The 20,325-nt window shown below is 56.8% G+C and carries 23 protein-coding genes; 10 read left to right on the top strand and 13 right to left on the bottom strand.

Features of this window, described 5'->3' with window-relative positions; genetic code table 11:
- The first annotated feature begins 11 nt into the window (after nucleotides 1-11).
- Together WBK23_RS12170 and WBK23_RS12165 are read left to right on the top strand one after the other, a co-directional pair.
- Nucleotides 12-353 carry a P-II family nitrogen regulator gene (locus tag WBK23_RS12170; protein ID WP_424484208.1) on the top strand — a complete coding sequence of 114 codons (342 nt, stop codon included), beginning with the start codon at nucleotides 12-14 and terminating at the stop codon, nucleotides 351-353.
- An 11-nt stretch (nucleotides 354-364) separates the two neighbouring features.
- Nucleotides 365-3,487, top strand: a complete 3,123-nt coding sequence (locus WBK23_RS12165) for an efflux RND transporter permease subunit (protein WP_424484207.1) — start codon at nucleotides 365-367, stop codon at nucleotides 3,485-3,487.
- 169 nt (nucleotides 3,488-3,656) lie between these two features.
- On the opposite strand, the gene WBK23_RS12160 is transcribed toward WBK23_RS12165, so the two are convergent.
- A complete protein-coding gene (locus tag WBK23_RS12160) occupies nucleotides 3,657-3,968 on the bottom strand; it encodes a hypothetical protein (protein WP_424484206.1) in 312 nt (103 codons plus the stop codon).
- Entirely contained in the window at nucleotides 3,969-4,328 is a 360-nt protein-coding gene (locus WBK23_RS12155) for a hypothetical protein (protein ID WP_424484205.1), read from the bottom strand. It abuts the gene before it with no gap.
- A 101-nt stretch (nucleotides 4,329-4,429) separates the two neighbouring features.
- Here WBK23_RS12155 and WBK23_RS12150 point away from each other — a divergent pair, with 101 nt between their 5' ends.
- The gene (locus WBK23_RS12150) at nucleotides 4,430-5,020 is read left to right on the top strand and encodes a DnaB-like helicase N-terminal domain-containing protein (protein ID WP_424484204.1); all 591 of its coding nucleotides are present in this window, start codon (nucleotides 4,430-4,432) and stop codon (nucleotides 5,018-5,020) included.
- A 261-nt stretch (nucleotides 5,021-5,281) separates the two neighbouring features.
- Here the strand turns inward: WBK23_RS12150 and WBK23_RS12145 are convergent, their stop codons facing one another.
- From WBK23_RS12145 to WBK23_RS12125, 5 genes are all read right to left on the bottom strand, one after another.
- On the bottom strand, nucleotides 5,282-5,515 hold the full coding sequence (locus WBK23_RS12145) for a hypothetical protein (RefSeq protein ID WP_424484203.1): 234 nt from the start codon (nucleotides 5,513-5,515) through the stop codon (nucleotides 5,282-5,284).
- 192 nt (nucleotides 5,516-5,707) lie between these two features.
- Complete coding sequence (locus WBK23_RS12140; protein WP_424484202.1) at nucleotides 5,708-7,033, bottom strand: OprD family porin; 1,326 nt, start codon at nucleotides 7,031-7,033, stop codon at nucleotides 5,708-5,710.
- A 404-nt stretch (nucleotides 7,034-7,437) separates the two neighbouring features.
- Entirely contained in the window at nucleotides 7,438-7,899 is a 462-nt protein-coding gene (locus WBK23_RS12135) for a methyltransferase family protein (RefSeq protein ID WP_424484543.1), read from the bottom strand.
- 17 nt (nucleotides 7,900-7,916) lie between these two features.
- The gene (locus WBK23_RS12130; protein ID WP_424484201.1) at nucleotides 7,917-8,279 is read right to left on the bottom strand and encodes a DUF3703 domain-containing protein; all 363 of its coding nucleotides are present in this window, start codon (nucleotides 8,277-8,279) and stop codon (nucleotides 7,917-7,919) included.
- A 16-nt stretch (nucleotides 8,280-8,295) separates the two neighbouring features.
- On the bottom strand, nucleotides 8,296-10,578 hold the full coding sequence (locus WBK23_RS12125; protein ID WP_424484542.1) for a heavy metal translocating P-type ATPase: 2,283 nt from the start codon (nucleotides 10,576-10,578) through the stop codon (nucleotides 8,296-8,298).
- A 235-nt stretch (nucleotides 10,579-10,813) separates the two neighbouring features.
- On the opposite strand from WBK23_RS12125, the gene cadR reads away from it, so the two are divergent.
- Nucleotides 10,814-11,266, top strand: a complete 453-nt coding sequence (gene cadR, locus WBK23_RS12120; RefSeq protein WP_424484200.1) for a Cd(II)/Pb(II)-responsive transcriptional regulator — start codon at nucleotides 10,814-10,816, stop codon at nucleotides 11,264-11,266.
- Between the two features lie 82 nt (nucleotides 11,267-11,348).
- Here the strand turns inward: cadR and WBK23_RS12115 are convergent, their stop codons facing one another.
- The 6 genes from WBK23_RS12115 to mreA all read right to left on the bottom strand — a co-directional run bounded on the left by WBK23_RS12115 (nucleotide 11,349) and on the right by mreA (nucleotide 15,865).
- Nucleotides 11,349-11,993 carry a DsbA family protein gene (locus tag WBK23_RS12115; protein ID WP_137821416.1) on the bottom strand — a complete coding sequence of 215 codons (645 nt, stop codon included), beginning with the start codon at nucleotides 11,991-11,993 and terminating at the stop codon, nucleotides 11,349-11,351.
- A complete protein-coding gene (locus WBK23_RS12110; protein WP_137821415.1) occupies nucleotides 11,990-12,433 on the bottom strand; it encodes a disulfide bond formation protein B in 444 nt (147 codons plus the stop codon). The genes WBK23_RS12115 and WBK23_RS12110 overlap by 4 nt, the downstream gene beginning before the upstream one ends.
- Before the next feature lie 853 nt (nucleotides 12,434-13,286).
- The gene (locus WBK23_RS12105) at nucleotides 13,287-14,009 is read right to left on the bottom strand and encodes a TraX family protein (protein ID WP_424484199.1); all 723 of its coding nucleotides are present in this window, start codon (nucleotides 14,007-14,009) and stop codon (nucleotides 13,287-13,289) included.
- On the bottom strand, nucleotides 14,006-14,446 hold the full coding sequence (locus WBK23_RS12100; RefSeq protein WP_424484198.1) for a YqaA family protein: 441 nt from the start codon (nucleotides 14,444-14,446) through the stop codon (nucleotides 14,006-14,008). Before WBK23_RS12100 ends, WBK23_RS12105 begins: the two co-directional genes overlap by 4 nt.
- 3 nt (nucleotides 14,447-14,449) lie before the next feature.
- Nucleotides 14,450-15,565 (bottom strand): nickel/cobalt efflux transporter, encoded by a 1,116-nt coding sequence (locus tag WBK23_RS12095; protein WP_424484197.1) that lies wholly within the window; start codon nucleotides 15,563-15,565, stop codon nucleotides 14,450-14,452.
- A 12-nt stretch (nucleotides 15,566-15,577) separates the two neighbouring features.
- Nucleotides 15,578-15,865 carry a metal-sensing transcriptional repressor MreA gene (mreA, locus tag WBK23_RS12090; protein ID WP_039588631.1) on the bottom strand — a complete coding sequence of 96 codons (288 nt, stop codon included), beginning with the start codon at nucleotides 15,863-15,865 and terminating at the stop codon, nucleotides 15,578-15,580.
- A gap of 118 nt (nucleotides 15,866-15,983) precedes the next feature.
- Here mreA and WBK23_RS12085 point away from each other — a divergent pair, with 118 nt between their 5' ends.
- From WBK23_RS12085 to WBK23_RS12060, 6 genes are all read left to right on the top strand, one after another.
- A complete protein-coding gene (locus WBK23_RS12085; protein WP_424484196.1) occupies nucleotides 15,984-16,343 on the top strand; it encodes a hypothetical protein in 360 nt (119 codons plus the stop codon).
- A gap of 47 nt (nucleotides 16,344-16,390) precedes the next feature.
- Nucleotides 16,391-17,128, top strand: coding sequence for a HupE/UreJ family protein (locus WBK23_RS12080; RefSeq protein ID WP_424484195.1), 738 nt, complete (start codon nucleotides 16,391-16,393; stop codon nucleotides 17,126-17,128).
- A gap of 12 nt (nucleotides 17,129-17,140) precedes the next feature.
- Complete coding sequence (locus WBK23_RS12075; RefSeq protein ID WP_424484194.1) at nucleotides 17,141-17,803, top strand: transmembrane anchor protein; 663 nt, start codon at nucleotides 17,141-17,143, stop codon at nucleotides 17,801-17,803.
- Nucleotides 17,804-18,250: 447 nt separating this feature from the next.
- Nucleotides 18,251-18,505: a hypothetical protein gene (locus WBK23_RS12070; RefSeq protein ID WP_424484541.1), complete on the top strand. Its 255-nt coding sequence runs from the start codon at nucleotides 18,251-18,253 to the stop codon at nucleotides 18,503-18,505.
- 56 nt (nucleotides 18,506-18,561) lie between these two features.
- Nucleotides 18,562-19,407, top strand: a complete 846-nt coding sequence (locus WBK23_RS12065; protein WP_424484193.1) for a DUF692 domain-containing protein — start codon at nucleotides 18,562-18,564, stop codon at nucleotides 19,405-19,407.
- Nucleotides 19,398-20,186 carry a DNA-binding domain-containing protein gene (locus tag WBK23_RS12060; protein ID WP_424484192.1) on the top strand — a complete coding sequence of 263 codons (789 nt, stop codon included), beginning with the start codon at nucleotides 19,398-19,400 and terminating at the stop codon, nucleotides 20,184-20,186. The genes WBK23_RS12065 and WBK23_RS12060 overlap by 10 nt, the downstream gene beginning before the upstream one ends.
- Nucleotides 20,187-20,325 lie beyond the last annotated feature (139 nt).

The raw sequence follows: 20,325 nt of genomic DNA, 5'->3' as shown, positions 1-20,325 counted from the left end.
GGAGTCGAGCCATGAAACAAGTTACAGCTATTTTTCGCCCGATCCGGCTTGAGGCCGTCGAGCAAGCGTTGCATGCACTGCCGCATCTGCCTGGATTTACCATCCTGCCCGCCCATGGTCATCCACGTGGCCACGGCAAGGATCACAGCTACATTGCCGACGAGTGGAACCCCGACGCCCATCAGCACCTCGTGCTGCTGGCGTTCTGTTCCGACGAGGTTGCCGATGAGATCGTCCAGGCCATTGAGAAGGCTGCCCACACCGGTGTACCTGGTGACGGAATCGTCGCCGTAGCCCCGTTGACCGACGCATTGCGCATCCGTACTGGAGAGCGCGGTGATGCTGCGCTTTAGGGAAAATTGATATGTACGAACGATTAATTCGCTTCGCCATCGATCAGCGCTGGCTGGTTTTGCTGGCTGTTCTCGGCATGGCCGCGTTGGGTGTTTACAGCTACCAGAAACTGCCGATTGATGCGGTTCCAGATATCACCAACGTGCAGGTGCAGATCAATACCGAGGCCAAGGGCTACTCGCCACTGGAGACCGAACAACGTGTGACCTTCCCGATTGAAACGGTCATGGCGGGGCTGCCTAACTTGCAGGAAACGCGCTCCATCTCGCGTTATGGGTTGTCGCAGGTCACGGTCATCTTTGAAGACGGTACGGACATCTACTTTGCGCGTCAGTTGGTGAATGAGCGGATACAGGAAGCCCGTGGCAACCTGCCCGGCGAACTCTCGCCAAGCATGGGGCCCATCGCCTCTGGTCTGGGCGAGATCTACATGTGGACCATCGAGGCGCAAGACGGCGCGAAAAAACCGGATGGCAGCGCCTATACACCGATGGATCTGCGTGAGATTCAGGACTGGATCGTCAAGCCGCAACTGCGAACCGTTAAAGGTGTTACCGAGATCAACACCATTGGCGGCTATGCCAAGGAGTTCCAGGTTTCACCCATGCCGGAGCGCCTGGTCGCCCATGGCCTCAGCCTGCAGGACATTGTGGTTGCGCTGGAAAGCAATAACACCAACGTCGGGGCGGGCTATATCGAACGCAGCGGCGAGCAGTATCTTATCCGCGCCCCAGGACAGGTAGGCAGTATTGCCGACATCGCCAACATCATCATCAAGAGCACCGATGGCGTTCCCGTGCGTATCGGTGATGTGGCCGAGGTTGGCCTGGGTAAAGAACTGCGTACCGGTGCCGCCACCGAAAACGGTCAAGAGGTGGTGCTCGGCACAGCCTTTATGTTGATTGGTGAGAACAGTCGCTATGTGTCGCAGGCCGTCGACCTGCGCCTGAAGGAGATCAATCGCAACCTGCCGAAAGGGGTTATGGCGAAGACGGTCTATGACCGCACCGTATTGGTCGATAAGGCCATCAATACGGTGAAGAAGAACCTGATCGAAGGCGCTCTGCTGGTTATCGCGATCCTGTTCCTGTTCCTAGGCAACATCCGGGCGGCCCTCATCACCGCGATGGTGATCCCGCTGTCGATGCTGTTCACCTTCACGGGCATGGTCAGCAACAAGGTCAGCGCGAATCTGATGAGCCTTGGTGCACTCGATTTCGGCATCATCATCGATGGTGCCGTGGTGATCGTAGAGAACTGCGTGCGTCGTCTGGCTCACGCCCAGGCCGCTGCGGGCCGAACGCTGACCCGTAACGAGCGCTTCCATGAGGTGTTCGCGGCTTCGAAGGAGGCGCGTCGTCCACTGCTGTTCGGTCAACTGATCATTATGGTGGTGTACCTGCCGATCTTTGCGTTGACCGGGGTGGAGGGCAAGATGTTCCACCCAATGGCGTTCACCGTGGTGACTGCCCTGTTCGGTGCCATGATCCTCTCGGTGACCTTCGTCCCGGCGGCTGTTGCGCTGTTCCTCAATGGCAATGTCAGCGAGAAAGAAAACCGTTTGATGGTCTGGGTCAAGCAAGGCTACGCGCCGCTGCTGGATTGGGTCATGGTCAGTAAGCCGTTGGTCCTGACTATCGCAGCAGTCATCATGGTGCTTTCCGGTTTGGCTGCTTCGCGGATGGGCAGCGAGTTCGTGCCGAGTTTGGATGAAGGCGATATCGCCTTGCATGCCTTGCGCATTCCAGGCACCAGTCTCTCGCAAGCGATTGACATGCAAGTGCAGCTCGAACAACGGATCAAATCCTTTGCTGAGGTTGATACGGTGTTCGCCAAGCTGGGTACCGCTGAAATTGCCACAGACCCGATGCCACCGAACGTGGCGGACAACTTTGTCATGCTTAAGCCACGTGACCAGTGGCCCGATCCTGATCGCAGTAAAGCCGATTTGGTTGCGGCCATGCAGGAGGCGGTTGAACAGGTTTCCGGCAACAACTACGAGTTCACTCAGCCCATTCAGATGCGCTTCAACGAGCTGATCTCCGGCGTACGCAGTGACGTCGCGGTGAAAGTGTTTGGCGATGACATGGATGTGATGAACGAGACTGCCGAGCAAATCGCTGAGGTGCTGGAGGGTATTCCAGGAGCGGCTGATGTGAAGGTCGAACAGACCACAGGACTGCCGATGCTCAGCGTGCAAATCGACCGTGAGAAAGCCGCACGATTTGGTTTGAATGTCTCGGAGATTCAGGACGCCATTTCCACCGCCATCGGCGGGCGCGAGGCGGGTGCACTGTTTGAAGGTGACCGGCGTTTCGATATCCAAGTTCGCCTGGCGGACGAGTGGCGCAATGATGTCGACAAGATCCAGCAGCTACCTATTCGTCTGGCCAATGGCGATGGGTTGGATGGCCCAGGGTTTGTGCGCTTGGCTGATGTGGCGACTGTGGTGTCCGCACCGGGGCCGAACCAGATCAGCCGTGAAAGTGGCAAGCGCCGCGTGGTGGTCACTGCCAACGTTCGCGGTCGCGATATCGGCTCTTTTGTCGCCGAGGCCGAGAGCAAAATCGCCCAGGCGGTGAGTGTTCCTACAGGTTACTGGACGACCTGGGGCGGCACCTTCGAGCAGCTTCAGTCGGCGGCCAAGCGCCTGCAGATTGTCGTACCGGTCTCTTTGCTGCTGGTGTTCACGCTGCTCTTCATGATGTTCGGCAATGTAAAAGATGGCTTGCTGGTGTTCACCGGCGTGCCTTTCGCGCTGACAGGCGGGATCATGGCCTTGTGGCTGCGTGATATTCCGCTCTCGATCTCTGCGGGGGTGGGTTTCATTGCGTTGTCGGGTGTCGCGGTACTCAACGGCCTGGTGATGATTTCCTTTATTCGCAGTTTGCGTGAAAACGGCATGGGGTTGGACGAGGCCATTCGCGAAGGCGCATTGACGCGCCTACGGCCAGTGCTGATGACTGCCTTGGTGGCGTCTCTGGGCTTTATTCCAATGGCCACTGCCATCGGCACGGGCGCAGAAGTTCAGCGCCCTCTGGCCACGGTGGTGATTGGTGGAATCTTGTCCTCAACAGCGCTGACGTTGCTGGTCCTGCCATTGCTCTATCGCTTGGCCCATCGCCTGCGCTAAGTTTACAGGACTATTCGTGTGCAACTGAAAAGCCCCGCTCTTGAGCGGGGCTTTTTGCTTACCGGAAATACCACTCAATGTAGGCGGTGACTGTGCCTATGCTGGCCGGAGCGGGATTGATCGTGGCAGGCTCTTAGTTATCGCCAAGAAGCCCTGATCAGAGGGGCCCTTAGCCCTCGTGCTGCTGAAAGGCTGCCGCCAGCGTCAACTGTGCACGTGCCTCGATAATCTCGATTAGCTCGAAATGTTTGGGGAACTCTCGCTTGAGCCAGTTGCTGGGCACGAAGTGATGATCGAGGTGAACGATTGTGCTTTGGCCTTCGGCAGCGGCGCAGAGCATGACGTTCAACTCTGAATCATCACCGGCCATCGCCGCCGGCACGAAGACGATGCCGTTGTCGCTAATACCGAAAGAGCGCCTCCATTCTGGGAACTGCTTCTGCTCGGGGTTTGAAACGGCAAACCAATGAATTCTGTCCATTTATTTCTTCTCGAAAGGGAGCAGCGTGGAGTACGGCAGTGCATCACCTTCGGCTGCGGCTAATACCTGGTCCAGTACCGCCTCAGGGGCGTCGAGAGCACCGAGAATCACGTACAGCTCGGATAACACGTTCATCCTGGCTGCGCGATCGAAGCCTGCATCACCGCCTACTGACTCGGCGTGATCGAGTGCATTGGCAACGGCATTCTCATTGAGCAGATAACGCGCGCCGCAATCGCAGAGAAATGGTTGCTTGGCGTTGTAGAAACGATCCTGTGCTTCCCAGCCATGCAGCCTCGGCTCCATGGGCTTGCCACACTTTGGGCAATAGGCAGGTTGCACATCGGTAAGGTAAAGCATGACTTGAGTTCCTTTCCTGCCGCGCCGCTCCGTGTTTGGAGGGCCGTACAATGCGCGCTATTGTCATAACCCCGCTTCATAGCTGTCCAGAAAAGGTACAAATGTCCCTCGCCCTTGACTCCCCCCTAGCCAGCCCCGGCTTGATTCGCCTCGACCCGGCCTATGCCCTGGCAGCCCATCTCGCAGAGCGCCATCTGCTGGGCTACCTGATGCTCAATGGTGAGGCGTTACGCTTGGTGGCAGAAATTATCGATCCCGGTGATTTCGAGGGATATCCACATTGCCGGATTTACCTGGCTATGGAGACGCTGGCCAGTCTCGGCGAAGCCATCGACATCCTGACGCTCTCTGAATTGCTTGAGTCGGACGAGCATTACCAGGCCGCAGGTGGGATTCAATTGCTCGGGCAACTGGCCACGGAGACTCCGATTCGTTTCGAGCAGGTGAGCGGCCTGGCACGCCTACTCAGAGGTTTTGGTGTATTGCGCTCCAGCCTCAATGAGGCCTATCAGAGCCAACGCCGACTATGCAGCCTGCTAGAGGCCAAACGCTGCGGGCTCTCGCACGGCAAGTCATGGGTTGCCACCATCGATGACACGATTCGGCAGGAGCAACCGTTTCCGCATTCCTGGCTCGGGCAGCGCGTCTGCTATGTCTACGATGAGTCCGTTATAGAGGACGCGGCTCTGTGACCAGCACTATCGGTGCAGATTGGATGTAAAGGCCATCGGTGCGTATCATTTTTCCGTCTTGCTATACGCTGACAGCGATGGCTTGTTGCAACTTGCGGAAGAGTAGAGTTAGTTATCTAGCTTGGAGGCTTATATTCCAAGTGAGTCTTTTTTATTATTAAAAATCAAATAAAAAAAGCGCCCCGAAGGGCGCTTAGGGTACACCTCTTTCCAAAGGAGCTCGGGAGCTTCTAGAGGTGAACATCGTTCGGAAGTGAGCAGTTAGTCAGCTTTGGTTTCTTTTTTAGTATCGGTATCGATCCGATCTTGGCTGGTGGCCTTAGCCTTTAACTCGTCCGCCGCTTTAGCGGCGCGCTCAGTTCCGTGAATTCGTTTTTGATCTGCTCTGAATTTTTCATTCATTTTAATTGAGCGTCCAGAGCCGTCTGCTGCATAAATCTGTGCGGAGCCGATAATAAGTAGCGATCCGACAACTAGTGCTTTCAATATCTTCATAAGGCAGGCCTCGTAAAATTCAATTAGTCGCTTGTCTAGATTTATGGACAAGTTCTGCAAGTTCGAATGAATTTTACGGGTGTGAAGCTAACAGCAGCGTGATCTCAACATTACATTCTTGAAATCTAATAACTGTCTATCTTGTTATGCATGAGCGGGCAGGGCTTTTAGAGCCCGCCCGCCCATACATTTTTAGAGCACGCTCAGTGGGTACTCAACGATCAGACGAACCTCGTCCAGATCCGACTCGTAATCCGTTGCGCGGGTAGTCATCTGACGAACGCGGAAGGACATATCTTTCAGCGAGCCAGCTTGTACGACGTACTTGGCTTCGATGTTGCGCTCCCAGCGCTTCTGGTCGGTCAGCGGATTACCATCGGCATCACGACGCATATACACATTGTTGGCGTCGGAGTAATCCGCATCTGTACCCAGCGCATAGCGCGTCATGAAGGTCAGTCCAGGAACGCCATAGCTGGCCATATCCAGGTCGTAGCGCAGCATCCAGGATTTCTCTTTCGGCGAGTTGAAGTCGCTGTACTGAATGGAGTTGTCGAGGAAGATGGAATCAGACTGGCGCAGGTAGTCGAAATCATCGTCGCCGTTGTTGCGCTGGTGCGACAGGGCAACGCTGTGTGCACCGAACTGCACGCCCACTTTGCCGCTGTAGATATCGTTGTCGAACTCGCCCAGCAGCTGTTGGCCGTCATCGACAGCTTTGTAGTAGTTCAAACCACCGAACAAGGAAACACTGTCGGTCAGCGGGTAGGTGAAGGACGTACCGGCATAGTGCTGCTTCCAAGCATCCTTGAGTTGGCTGCTATAGAGGCTGAAGCGCAGGTTATCGTTCAGCGCGTAGTCGCCACCGAAATAGGCAACCCATGGCGATGCGACGGAGCCTGCGTAGAATGTCGCGAACTCATCGCGCATGGTGCTGACTTGCGGCTGGCTCATGGCATGCAGGCGGCCACCTTGAAGGGTCAAACCATCAAAGCTGGTGTTCTCAACCGTAACGCCGCGAAAGCTTTCCGGCAGCAGGCGGGCGTCACCGTAGTGAACCACTGGCGTCATGGGGAATACATCACCCACTTTGACAACAGTGTCGAGTAGCCGGGCTTTTACTGCACCGCCGACTTTGGAGTAATTGTCTTCAGCTTCGCCATCACTGTTTACAGGGAGCAGGTTAATGCTGCCGCCTGGACCGTAACGACCATCACCGGTATCCAGCTTAAGGCCGAGCATGGCGAAGGCATCAATACCAAAGCCTACAGTTCCTTGGGTAAAGCCCGATTCAAACTTGCCAATGATCCCGTGGGCCCATGCCTCAGAGTAGCCATTGTCAGTGTTGCTCGACTGACCTTTACGAAAGTCACGGTTCATGTAGAAGTTACGGTTGAGAATATTGAAACTGCTACCTTCTACAAAACCTTCGGCTTGCTCTTCTGCAGCCGCCATAAGAGGAGTTGAGCTGACAATCGCCGAAAATACTGCAAGGGATAGCTTGGTTTTATTAAGCATTTATTGCTCCTTTATAATTGGCAGTTATAGGTCTAGTTTTTTCGCCATTGCGTTCTTATTGGTTGCGCACCCTCAAGCGCTCTGCACCTTTGGGGGCTGAGTCCTATCCTTGCAAGGCGAAGATAACTTGGAGATGATTGAAAGATTACAATTCTGTAATCTTCATAAGCCGGCAATAAAAGTTGTCTTAAAGCGACATTTACATGCGTATTTTCAACGAAAATACGACGCATAGGACGTGAGAAATCTCAGTCTTAAATTGACTGTGTGGTTAACGAGGAGGTCAGTCAGCTCACGGTAGCGCTGCGTAGATGAACAGCTGTCAGTCGCAAGATCGTCTAGGTCGCCGTTGTGGCTGAACTCGCGCGAGTAAACAGATTACTGCTCTTGTGATGAGCAATGACTTATAGCCAGCGGCGCACTTTCGCCTGGTAGGCCAAGAAGTCGCCCTTAAATAGAGCCTTCAGCGCTCGCTCCTCGGCGGCGATTTGGAACTTGTTCATATACAGGACAAAGCCCAGTACGCCGAGCAACGAAAGCGGTGATGCCAGGTAGCAAGCCCAGGCCGTGAGAAACAGCGCAAAGCCGACATACATCGGGTTGCGTGAGTACCGATAGATACCCGAGCTCACAAGCGCTGAGGCTGTTTCAGGCTTCAACGGATTGACGGTTGTCTTCGCTTTCCGAAAAGACAGCGCTCCTGCAAGGCTAAAGAAAACCCCTATGCAGAGCACCAACAGAGCGGCCGTCACGCGCGCTGAAAAGGCGGTGTTGAGACTTGGAGCAAAGATAGATCCCGCCCACATTAGCCCTCCAAGCAGGGCGGCAATAATGGGTGGGGGTATTTTGTTCTCAAGCGTGCGCATAGACAGCATGGATGCAATCACCGATTGGATGGGGTCGGATCTTCGTCTGCAAGCAGGGCCTGCAGTTCTTCAGGAACCGGCATGGGCCTGAAAGCACTGACTCTGGAGCGGCCTGTGTTACCAATCGGCACCCAGATCTTGGAGAACAGCAGGGCCGCGAAAATGCGGGGTATTTGCCCCGCGACCTCGCGATAGTCGCCAGTCTGCCATCCGAGTATGAGCATCAACCAGTGCGACCTGGCATGCAGCAAGGGGTGGCGTTGGGTCAGGATGTGCGTGCGTTCCAGCCATTGAAAGGCCTCTGTACTGCGCTTTTCCTGCATGGCGTGCTCTGCCTGTTGAAAGGCTTGTTCAACTGCGAGTTGCAATGCTGCTTTCATCTGCAATCCTCCGGCCCTACTTTTTAAGCAGGCGCAGGCCGTTGAACACCACCAGCAGGCTAACGCCCATGTCTGCAAAGACGGCCATCCACATGGTGGCTTGCCCGGTGAGCGTAATGACGAGAAACAAGGCCTTGATCCCCAACGCTAGCACGATGTTCTGCTTGAGGATGGCAGCGGTTTGCTGGGACAGGCGAATGAAAGCCGGAATTTTGCGCAGGTCGTCATCCATCAACGCTACATCTGCGGTCTCAATAGCGGTGTCCGTGCCGGCGGCGGCCATGGCAAAACCGATTTCAGACTTTGCCAGCGCTGGCGCGTCGTTGATCCCATCACCGACCATCCCGACAACAAAGCCGCGGGCTTGTAATGCCTCAATGACTTGCAATTTGTCGACCGGGAGGAGATTGCCGCGTGCCTCATCGATACCGACCTGCTTTGCGATAGCTTCTGCGGTGTACGGGTTATCACCGGTCAGCATCGTGGTTTTCACCCCGAGTGCGTGTAACTCCTCAATTGCCATGCGGCTGGAGTCTTTGACTGTGTCGGCAACGGCGAACATGGCAATCGCACGTTGCTGATTGCACAGCACCACCACCGTCTTGCCTTGGCGTTCGAGGCGCTCCAGTGTCGCTTCAAGCTCTGGTGAACAGAGACCAAGCTCCTCCACCAGGCGGTGGTTGCCCAGATGAAGATCTGTGCCGTCGATGGCGCCCCGTACACCTCGACCAGGCAGGGCTTCGAATCCTTCAACGGCGGTAAACGTCAGCCCATTCTTACTGGCATGCTTGGCTATCGCTTGCGATACCGGATGGTCAGACCGACTGGCGAGGCTGGCGGCATGTGTGCGGTAGACTTCTGAGTCCTGATCAACCAGCGGCATGTAATCGGTCTGCACCGGCTTGCCGTGAGTAATAGTGCCGGTCTTGTCGAGTGCCAGGAAGCCAAGCTTGCCGCCGGTTTCAAGGTAGACACCGCCTTTGATCAGAATGCCTTTGCGCGCAGCCGCAGCAAGGCCACTGACAATGGTGACGGGCGTTGAAATAACCAAGGCGCAAGGGCAAGCGACCACCAGCAGCACCAAGGCACGATAGATCCAGTCGTACCAGGGTTCGGCCATGAAGAGTGGCGGCACAATGGCGATAGCCAGGGCGAATAGGAATACGACAGGGGTGTATACCTTGGCGAATTGGTCGACAAAGCGCTGGGTCGGAGCACGTGAACCCTGTGCCTCTTCGACCGCGTGAATGATGCGTGCCAGCGTGGTGTTGGCAGCGGCTGCCACGACGCGGTATTCCAGCGAGCCTGCTTGATTGATGGTGCCAGCAAAAACCGGGTCTCCGACGGTTTTCTCTACGGGCAGGCTTTCCCCCGTGATCGGCGCTTGGTTGATGGTGGAGTTGCCGGAAGTCACCTCGCCATCAAGGCCGATTCGCTCGCCAGGCCGAACCCTGACCATTGCACCTAAGGCGATGGTTTTAACCTCAACTTCAAGCCATGAGCCGTCTGCTTGCTGCACCGTGGCGCGCTCTGGGGTCAGATCCATCAGGCCGCGGATGGCATTACGAGCCCGATCCAGCGATTTTGCCTCGATCAGCTCGGCCACAGAAAAGAGGAACATGACCATGGCGGCTTCCGGCCATTGCCCAATCAGCACCGCACCGGTAACCGCAATACTCATCAGTGCATTGATGTTCAGGTTGCGGTTCTTCAGCGCAATCCAACCCTTTTTATAGGTCGTCAGGCCGCACAGCAGAATGGCGAGCAGCGCCACACCGGCCACAACCCACTCAGGTGCAAGCTCGGCGAAGTGCAGCACTTCAGCCGATACGGCAGCCACACCGGATAGCGCCAAAGGCCACCAAGCCTTCTTGCGCGGCGCTGCTTGCGCTTCATCGTTTACTGTTGCTGCACCCTCAACCACTGGCGTGAAACCAAGGTCGCGAATCGCTGCCAGGGCTGCTGGCAATGCTTCTGCTGTGTGGCTAAACGTCAATACGCGCTGAAGCAAGTTGAACTCCAGCGCGCTGATGCCGGTCAGGGAGGAGAGTTTGTCGCGGATCAGCTTTTCTTCCGTTGGGCAGTCCATCTGTTCGATTGTGATGCGGGCTTGCCCCTCAGCAGAGAGCGGTTCTGCTTGCATACCTAGGGATGAGATCGCCGCTTCAATAAGAGCGGTCGACGGCAAGCTGTGCCATACCCCAAGAACGCGATTGATCAGATTGAAATCGAGCTTGTCTATGCCAGCCAGCTTGCTCAGTTTGTCTTGAATCAGCGTCTGTTCGGTGGGGCAGTCCATTTGTTCAATACGGAAACTGCTGAGCCTGGAGCCAACCATGGCATTTACCGTTGTAGTTGCCGTGGCCGAGCACTTAAACGCGCCGCTGGGGTCACAGCAGACATCCTTTGAAACCGCTTCAGGTTTTTGTTCATCACTGCAGCAACCAGCCATGGGGGTATCCTTATTGGTCAGTGCTGTAGAGTGAACACCCTGAAGCCACTACAGGGTCAAGAGTTTGTAGAAGGGGTATTTCATGAAAATTGGAGAGCTGGCCAAGCTTGCCGATTGCCAGGTTGAAACGGTTCGCTATTACGAGCGTGAAGGGCTGTTGCCGACACCGGCTCGCAGCGAGGGCAATTATCGTCTTTACAGCAGTGAGCATCTTGAGAGGCTTACGTTTATTCGTAATTGCCGAACACTGGACATGACCCTGGACGAGATCAGAAGCTTGTTGGCGCTGATGGATCGGCCAGAGGGGAGCTGTGAGGGTGTGAATAGCTTAGTGGATGAGCACATCGAGCATGTGCAAGCGCGAGTGACCAGCCTGCTGGCACTGCAACAACAGCTGGTTGAGTTACGCCACCGTTGCGCCTCTGAGCGGGGTGTAGACGAGTGTGGAATTCTTCAGCGGCTGAACACCACTGGCGGAGTCAGTGCACTTCCAGATGATGGCCATACCCACGTTGGGAAAAGCCATCGCCACTAAACAATGCGCCACCACCTGCAGTACTCGGCACGAGACATTGCAGGCGGTGGTGCGGGTTCGTTTGTTTACAAACTGCAAGCGCTTATTTGCTTTGTTCGATTTCAGCTTTAACCAGATCAATCAGTGGCTGTGCACCAAAGCTCAGGAGCGGCTTGCCATTCACAAAGAACGTGGGCGTCTGGCGCACGGCAGCAGCTTGGGCATCCTGGGCGTCTGTTTTAAGCGTTTCGGTGATATCGGTAGCCATCATCTCTGCGCGGGCCTTTTCCACATCTAAGCCTGCAGCTTCAGCAGCCTCCCAGGCTTTGAGCACCTGAGGGTCACTGTGCCATTGCGGTTGTGCCGCGATGATTGCCTCCAGAACCGGCTCATAGACCCCCTGCTTACGCGCAGTTTCAAGGATTCTTGCCGCTGTTTCAGAGCCTTCATGGAAGAGGACGTAACGCAGCACCAAGCGCACATCTTTCGGGTTCTCAGCCAGGATCTGCTTAACCAGTGGAAAGAAGGCACGGCAGGCTTCGCAGGACGGATCGAAGAACTCAACAATGGTTACTGGCGCATTAGCGGCACCGATAACTGGCGAATGGAAGCGCACCAAGGAGCTGGTTGCCGGGGCCGCTGGCGGAGTTTCTTCGCTTGCCGAATATCGATCATAAACGAATGCCGCAGCAGCGAAGCCGAGCGCAGTAAGAATGCTGATGACGAGGACGATTGCACGTCTGCTCATAGGGAAGACCTCCGGCGGATGAGAACAAGAAGAACAGCGATAAGGGTGAATGCACCCAGCGAAAGCAGTGGCAGCGGTATGCTGCCGAAAATCATCATGTCAGCGCTGGAGCATGATGGGCCTGCACCACAGGGCTTGATGCTCTCCGGGATGATCCCGAGGTAGAGCAGGCTGTGGTAAAGCGCGATGAGCCAACCCACGACGGTAACTGGCAACGCATAGCGCCAGACGCCGAAATCTGAGATGTAGCAACCAGCGGCCAGAATCACGACCAGTGGGAACATGAATGCGCGCTGGAACCAGCAGAGAACGCAGGGTGTTTTCCCCATGACCTCGCCGATGAACAGCGCGGCTAAAGTTGAAACAAGCGCAATACCCCAGGCCATAAGTAGCAGGCCCCAGGGGTTGATAGCGCGAGTGTTTGTCTCTGCTTCCTTCATGGTTGATACCTGCCCTCGACTGAGGTGGATGGCGCGGAAACTAGCTTTGGCGCGATACCGCTTGTGGTGACGTCTTGAGCCCGTGCATCTGCCATGCCCATAACCATCAACGAGATGGCGAACAGCGATAAGAGCGCCGGGCGGCGTAGGTGCACGGACAGAGCCACGAACCCGCGAGGAGAAAGCGATTGCATAAGTTGATCCTGGATTGCAGTGGTCTTTGGCCGCAATGCGGCTTTGTCTAGATCACGCGTCTGGATCGTGGAGGGCGCTCAATCAGGTAGATAGGGCGAACTGGCGTAGCTTGATCCGAAATAGCCGCAAGTGCGTTGTTTTCTGCTTGGGCAGGCAGGGTAAGCAACGGCCCGAGGTAAGGGGTTTCATGCACATGGTCAGCAGTCACCGGCGAGTGCCGATGATCTTCACACCATGAGCAAGAGGGGGCTGTATCTGTGGACAAACTACTGTGCGTGGATTCGCTTTTGAATCCCGCTTGCGGCTCTGTACCCGTCAACAAGGAAGATGTATGCCAGACCATGACCAGCAGTAATGCCAGGCTCAGTGCAAGTACTGCTTGAGTTGTAATAGTACGGCTGGGCATCGTTGATGTCGGTAGGCATTAAGTGGGGGAGGGAGGTTTGATCCTAGCCTCATTGAAAATACGGTCGTCGTACGAATTGTCCCGCATGAAATCACTCTCAGGTGGGCGGCACAAGCACCATAGGCATCGCATAACCTTTTAAAAGGTGACGCGCCCAAAGGGCTAATTACACAGTGCACGGCGGCTGTTAACGATGGTTCCTTGCTGATTATATGGAGTGAGCAAGCAGGCTTTGAAGAAGGAAAACCCACACTAGCTGAGCGTGCGGATCAGGTGCAGTGCTACTAGATGACTAGGGTAGAACCAGTAGCCCCAGCGCTTGACCGGCCAGATCCTGAAATGGCGCGTTCGGCGCAGTAGCCATAGCCATAGCCCAATTAAGGGCGCAGCGAACGCTGTGGCCAGGATCAGCAACGTATAGGGCTGCAACTCCCACTCCGCGAGCCAGCGGTTACGGCTGTTGGCCAGTACGCAAAGTGCGGCTGGCAATAGCCAAACCAGACCAGGGCGTTGCATGGCCAGCAACAATGCTGCCGGCAACAGCGCACCGAAAATCCCGTACATCAGGCGTTCTTGAATCAGCACTGCCAGGCTCACTCCGGCCAGAGCCAGAATAAGGCCATCGCGGCCACGATGGTGTGCGCCCCAGGCGATAAGCAGGCCCAGCAGCAGCGAGGGCATTACATTGAGCGTGCTACTGTCGCTGGAAAGCAGGCGATAGGGCAACTCCGAGATCACGGCAAACGCAACCATCCAGCCCAAATAACGAACGTTGTCATCGGTGTACAGTGCTCCCGATTGCGAGCGCGCCACATTGGCTGCAATGCCCAGGCAGAACAGCGGGAACGCTAAACGACCGACGATAAACAGCCATTCGGCTTCAGGCCAAACGTAGCGCAAGTGATCCAGCAGCATCGTCAGCATCGCCAGCCACTTGATCAGATCCAGGTTGGCGTCGCGTGCATGCGGGCTCACCCGAACCACCCAAGCGTCAGCGCAGCCAGCAGCAGGTAGCGGGTGGCCTTGGCCAGCGTCACGACTAACAGGAAGCTCCAGAACGGTTCGCGCATGACACCGGCTACCACGGTAAGTGGATCACCAATGATCGGTACCCAACTGAGCAGCAGCGACCAGCGACCGAAGCGGTGATACGCCTGCTGGGCCCTTTCCAGCTTGCCTTCGCTGACGGGAAACCAGCGCTTGTGCCGGTAGTGCTCGATGGAGCGACCCAGCAGCCAGTTCAGCACCGAGCCCAGCACATTGCCCGTGGTGGCCACCGCCAGTAGTGTCCATGCTGTATAGCGGTCAGTCAGCAGCAACCCGACCAGTACCGCCTCCGACTGCATGGGCAGCAGCGTGGCGGCACCGAAGGCTGTGAGGAACAGACCGAAATAACCGGATAACTCCCACATCGGCTAGGCGTTCAGGCCGATCCAACCGTGGAAACCGACGTAAATCCCCACGCCGATGATCAGCAAGCTGGACAGGTAAGGGGCGCGACGCGCTACAGCGCCAAGCCACGGCCAGCGACTGGAGGCTTGGCGAGCGCCGATAGCGGCGGCAGCGCCAACGGTGACCAGAGTGATGGCCAAACCAATGCTGAAGCACAACACCAGTACGGCTCCCAGCGCAACTTCCTTCACTTGCAGGCAGAGCAGCAGCACGGTGATTGCGGCCGGACACGGAATCAGCCCTCCCGTTAGGCCGAACATGATGATCTGACTGGTGGTGACGTTACGGCTGCTGAAGCGTTTGCGGATGTCGTTGGCGTGCGCCCGTTCATGGGCATCTTGATAGCCCTCCAGCGACAGTTCCAGTTCCTCCTGCTCAGCATGCTCATGACCGTGGCTGTGCTCGCGGAACTCCAGGTCATAGTCGTGGGAATGACCGGTATGGCCCAGGCTAAGCCGTGCAGTGAAGTCATGGGGCTCAGGAATCTCGACCAGTGATTCCAGATAGCCTCCTCGGTCTACGAACCAGAATTGTTCGGTCTGGCCATCGGGCCGGGTAGCCAGCAGGCTCACTTCAATAGCCGACCAGGTATGGCCACTCAAGGACTTCAGCCGCCAGCGTGGTGGAACTCCTTCTTCAAAGATCGACAGCTCGATACACCCATGCCCGGTATCGATGCGATGGGTTTCATCGTGTTGGTGATGGTCATTGCCCTCCTCGAAGCGCCACATCTGCTCGCCACGCCAAGTGCGCCAAAGCATCCACAAGGCGATAGTGATAATGATCGCTGCGGACGCGAGCTGGAAATAAGGCTCGGTGGTTTCGGCATCCAGGCCTTGTCCTAGGTACATGCCAGCCATGGCCACCAGCCAGACTACGGCGGTGTGCGAAAGCGTTGCGGCAAGGCCTAGCAGAATGGCCTGCTTCACCGTGCCACGAATGGCCACGATAAACGCCGCCATCATGGTCTTCGAGTGCCCTGGCTCCAAGCCGTGCAAAGCACCCAGCAGAATGGCGCTGGGGAAGTACAGCCAGGCCTGCGAGGCCCCCTGTTGCAGCAGTTCGACGAAGCTCGACATGGGGGTAATGACCTAGAGGTACTTGGTGATTTGCTTGAAATCTTCGAGTGACGCGCGCTCGCCGGTTGCGAGTGCTTCGATCGTGTGTTCCAGACAGTGATCGATATGATCCTGGATCAGCACACGCTTGGCCTGGCACACGGCTTTTTCCACGGCATGCAGCTGCTGCGCGATGTCGACGCAGGCCCGGCTTTCTTCGATCATGGTGACGATGCTGCGCAGGTGGCCCTCCGCACGCTTCAACCTTTTGATGATGTCGCCATGACTTTGGTGCTGGTGGCCGTGTTCGTGATCGCTCATGCCTTGAGTCTCGTGCGTCGATGAATTACGCTCACATGCTATCCCCCCTGGGGGGATACGGTCAAACCGATCACCCCTCCAGAAAAGCCACCCGCTCAGGCATCGAAAGAACCACAACATGCTCAGCAATCCCATCAGCACCAAGGTAATTTTTGCCCTTGCTCTCGCCATATTGATGGCTTGGGCTGGGCATACCTCTGCGCTGTTTATGGGGTCGAGCCAGCCTGCCTTGGGTGGCAGTGACGGTGCTCATTCGCATGCGCATGGTGACGAGACGCTGGCCTGTGCTACTTACGGGGATCACTGCCACTCGCCGCTGACCGCCGACCATCTACATGAAACACCGCACCTGCCCACGCTGCTGAGCATCAGCACGCTGCCAGAACGTGCGCAGCCGATACCAGCCCCTCATTACTCCATTCCTCCAAGCCCGATCTTCCTGATCGAGCGGCCACCGCGCGCCACATTCGTGCTCTGACACAGGCCGCTGTGCGGCCCAAGCCCCCTTTAATTTAGGACTCAGCCATGCATTCGCTATCTATGGGCGCAATGGACTCATCTGTCGTGCGTCCGAATCGCTCGTTACTACTGTTGCTGCTCTTCACGGCATTGCTGTTTCTCGGCATGCCTGACGCACTGGCCCACGCTGTCGCCGAGGGCGACAAGGGCTTTATCCAGGAAAGCTCCGGGGTGATGGTGCTGCCGTTTATATACATGGGCGCTAAGCACATGATCACTGGCTACGACCATCTGCTGTTCCTCTTCGGGGTGATCTTCTTTCTCTACCGCCTGAAGGACGTGGGGCTCTACGTCACGCTGTTCGCCGTGGGTCACACCGTGACGCTGCTGCTGGGCGTACTGGCGGAAATCAACATCAGTTCCTATGTGATCGACGCCATAATCGGTTTCTCGGTGGTGTACAAGGCGCTGGATAACCTGGGCGCATTCCAGCGCTGGTTCGGCCATCAGCCGAACACCAAAGCGGCCACGCTGATTTTCGGCCTGCTGCATGGCTTTGGTCTGGCGACCAAGATTCAGGAATACGAGATCTCGGCAGATGGCCTGATCACCAACCTGATCGCCTTCAACGTCGGCGTCGAAATCGGCCAGCTCCTGGCCCTGAGCGCCATCCTGATTGTCATGGGCTACTGGCGACGCACCGCCAGCTTCTGGCGCCATGCATATACCGCAAACGTCGCCATGATGAGCGCCGGTTTCCTCTTGATGGGTTACCAGCTCACCGGCCTGATCGTCTCTCAGTAAGGAATTCTCAGCATGTTCAATACCAAGCTTCCGACCCAAAGCGAATTGCCTACCAGCCGCCAACTGTTGCGCTCCACTGTGATCGCCGTGGGCGTTGCCGCAGCCTTACTGGTCACTGTAGTGATGCCTTCGGAGTACGCCATCGACCCAACGGGCGTTGGCCGCTTACTCGGCCTGACCCAGATGGGCGAAATGAAGAAAACCCTGGCCGAAGAAGCGGCTGCGGATGCAGCGGTTCAACCCGCTGCGGCCCCCGTTGTGCAAGCCCCCGTGCCTGTTCAGCCGGTAGCTCAAGAGCAAGTCGCGGCAGTGCCTGTGGCTGAACCAGCCGCAGAGCCACAGCCAGCCCTGAAGTCTGACGAGATAACCGTCACCCTGAAGCCAGGTGAGGCCAGTGAAATCAAGCTGGAAATGCTGGACAAGGCCACGGTCAGCTACGAGTGGACGACCAATGGCATTCCGGTCAACCACGACACCCACGGCGAGCCCTACAACGGCCCCAAGGACTACTACCACAGCTACAGCAAGGCCAAGCAGGTCAAAGGCGACAAAGGCGAACTAACTGCAATTTTCGACGGTACCCACGGCTGGTTCTGGCGCAACCGCAGTAACAGCGACGTGACCATCACGCTGAAGACCAAGGGCGAGTACCTGAGCGTCAAACGAGTTATCTAAGGCAAAGCGCCCCAGCTCCAGCCGCTAAGCTTCTCGGGCAAGTATCGTGACAGGCGAATGATTGCTTTGAGTCGAAAGTTGACCACTAGTGACCTATTTACGAGCAACTTCCGGCCACTCAGCGCCATAGCTGGATGCCCTATACTCCTTACATCTGTCCACCGACCGGCGAGCATCAGGCAAGGAAGCCGGTCGGACGGGCAGTGTCTGCTTTTGCCAATGGTTTCCGGTCGGCAGCATGATTTCAATTGCAGCTACTAGGCAGCTTTACTGAATATTGTCGCACGCGCTCTGCTGGCCTTGGCATTGGATATCAGCAGGGAATCTTCTTTGAGCTGTGAATTTTTCAACTTTGTTGTAACGCCATCTCGCCTCGTGGCTCTAGTTGAATGCCGGCACGCGAAAATCCTTTTGCCCGGCCAATCAAGATCACCCGAGGATACGCACATGACGATTAAAAATACCGCTGCTGGTGCTGCTATCGCGCTCGCTGCTGCAAGCCTGTTTGCCGGCCTTTCAAGCACTGTCGTGGTGGCCGAAGAGGCCAAGGTACATTGCTACGGCGTAACGTCCTGCAAAGGCCAGAATGACTGCAAGACCGCCGAAAACAGCTGCAAAGGCCAGGGCGCTTGCAAAGGCCACGGCTTCAAGTCTATGACTCTGGCTGAGTGCAACGCTGCCAAGGGTACTGTCGGCGAGTAAGTGAGCCGGGGCGACCGCCGTGCGGTTGCCCCGCATCACCGAGCAAGGAGTCAGTGATGAATGCTCAACGCGACAATCTGGGCTTTGGCCTGGGCCTGCGCAGTACCTACTACCAAGCCATTCTTGAACAACGGCCGGCGATCGACTGGTTCGAGATCGTCTCGGAAAATTACCTGGTGGCGGGCGGTAAGGCCCTCTACTTTCTCGATGCCATCGGCGAACAGTACCCGCTGGTGATGCATGGTGTGTCGCTGTCGATTGGCGGCCCGCATGAGCTGGACCGCGACTACCTACGCCAGCTCAAACATCTGGCCGAGAGAGTGCGGCCGGCGTGGATCTCCGATCACCTATGCTGGAGCCGGGGCAATGCCCACCAGCTGCATGACCTGTTGCCGGTGCCTTACACCGAGGAAAGTCTGCAGCACGTGGCTGCGCGGGTGCGCCAGGTGCAGGATGTAATCGAACGGCCGCTGGTGCTGGAAAACGTTTCCAGTTACTTGCGCTGCGCCGATGATCAATTCAGCGAATGGCAGTTTCTCGCCGCTCTCAGCGAGCTCAGTGGCTGCGAGTTGCTGCTGGACGTTAACAACGTTTATGTCAGTGCGCGCAATCATGGTTTTGATGCGTGGGAGTTCATCAGCAGTCTGCCCAAGCAGCGTGTGCGTCAGTTGCACTTGGCCGGCCACAGCGACTACGGCAGCTACCTGATTGACACCCATGATCAGCCGGTCAGCGACCCGGTCTGGCAGCTCTACCAACGCACGCTGCAGCACCTTGGGCCGGTTTCCACCCTGCTCGAACGCGATGATCATTTCCCCGTTCTGGATGAACTGCTCTGCGAGCTGGACAAGGCCCGCCGTGTGGCCGCCGATGCGCTTCAGGGGGCTGCCCGATGCGCCTGAATGACTGGCAGCACGAAGTGCAGGCCTATTTGCTGAGCCCTGATGCTCAGCCCAACCCGGCGCTGCAGGCGAGCCTTCTGGGCAGCGCGGCCCTGAGTGCCGAGCAGGGCTTGGCGATCTACCACAACGCCTACCGCGCGCGGCTGCTGGAGGCTTTACTCGGTGATTACCCAGCTGTGCATGGCTGGCTCGGTGATGAGGAATTCGACGCCCTGGCGCTGGCCTATCTGCGCGTTCATCCGTCGCAGCATTTCAGCCTGCGCTGGCTTGGTGCGCAGCTCGCCGATTTTATCGATTGTTATCTAGTACCCGCGCAGGCCGCGCCGCTGAGTGAGCTGGCGCGCTTGGAGTGGGCTTTTACCCTGGCCTTCGATGCGCCCGAAGGGCAGCCCATGAGCCTGACGCAGATGGCCGAGATGCCTGTCGAGGATTGGCCAACTCTGCAACTGCGTCTGCTGCCCAGCGTGCAGTGGCAGGTGTGCGGGAATAACAGCTTGGCAATCTGGCGAGCATGCAAGGAGCAGGGCGAGTTTCCCGGTAGCCAGGTATTGGCCAAAGCCGAGGTTTGCCTGATCTGGCGCGATCAATTGATTACCCGTTATCGCAGCCTGGCGGCCGATGAAGCCGCGGCGCTGCAGGGCATGACCGATCAGGGCTGGAGCTTTGCTGAGTTGTGCGGCGAGCTAACTCACCTGGGCGAGCAGGCACCGGCGCAGGCCGTGAGCTGGTTGCGTCAGTGGTTGAGTGACGGCCTCTTGCAGCGTTTTTTTTCGACCTGATAGCGGCAAAGACTTTTTCGTACTGAGCCGACCGACATCGTTACTAACCGAATATCGCGAGTATCAGGCGTGACTTAGGGCCGGGGATTTCTGCTGTAGCTGAAGAGATGAACTAATTCGGGTCAACTTAGATTTTTAT

This window comes from Pseudomonas sp. (assembly GCF_049653025.1).
Taxonomy (GTDB): Bacteria; Pseudomonadota; Gammaproteobacteria; order Pseudomonadales; family Pseudomonadaceae; genus Aquipseudomonas.
Note: the sequence above shows the minus strand (reverse complement) of the source record. Positions and strands in the feature narration are given on the sequence as shown.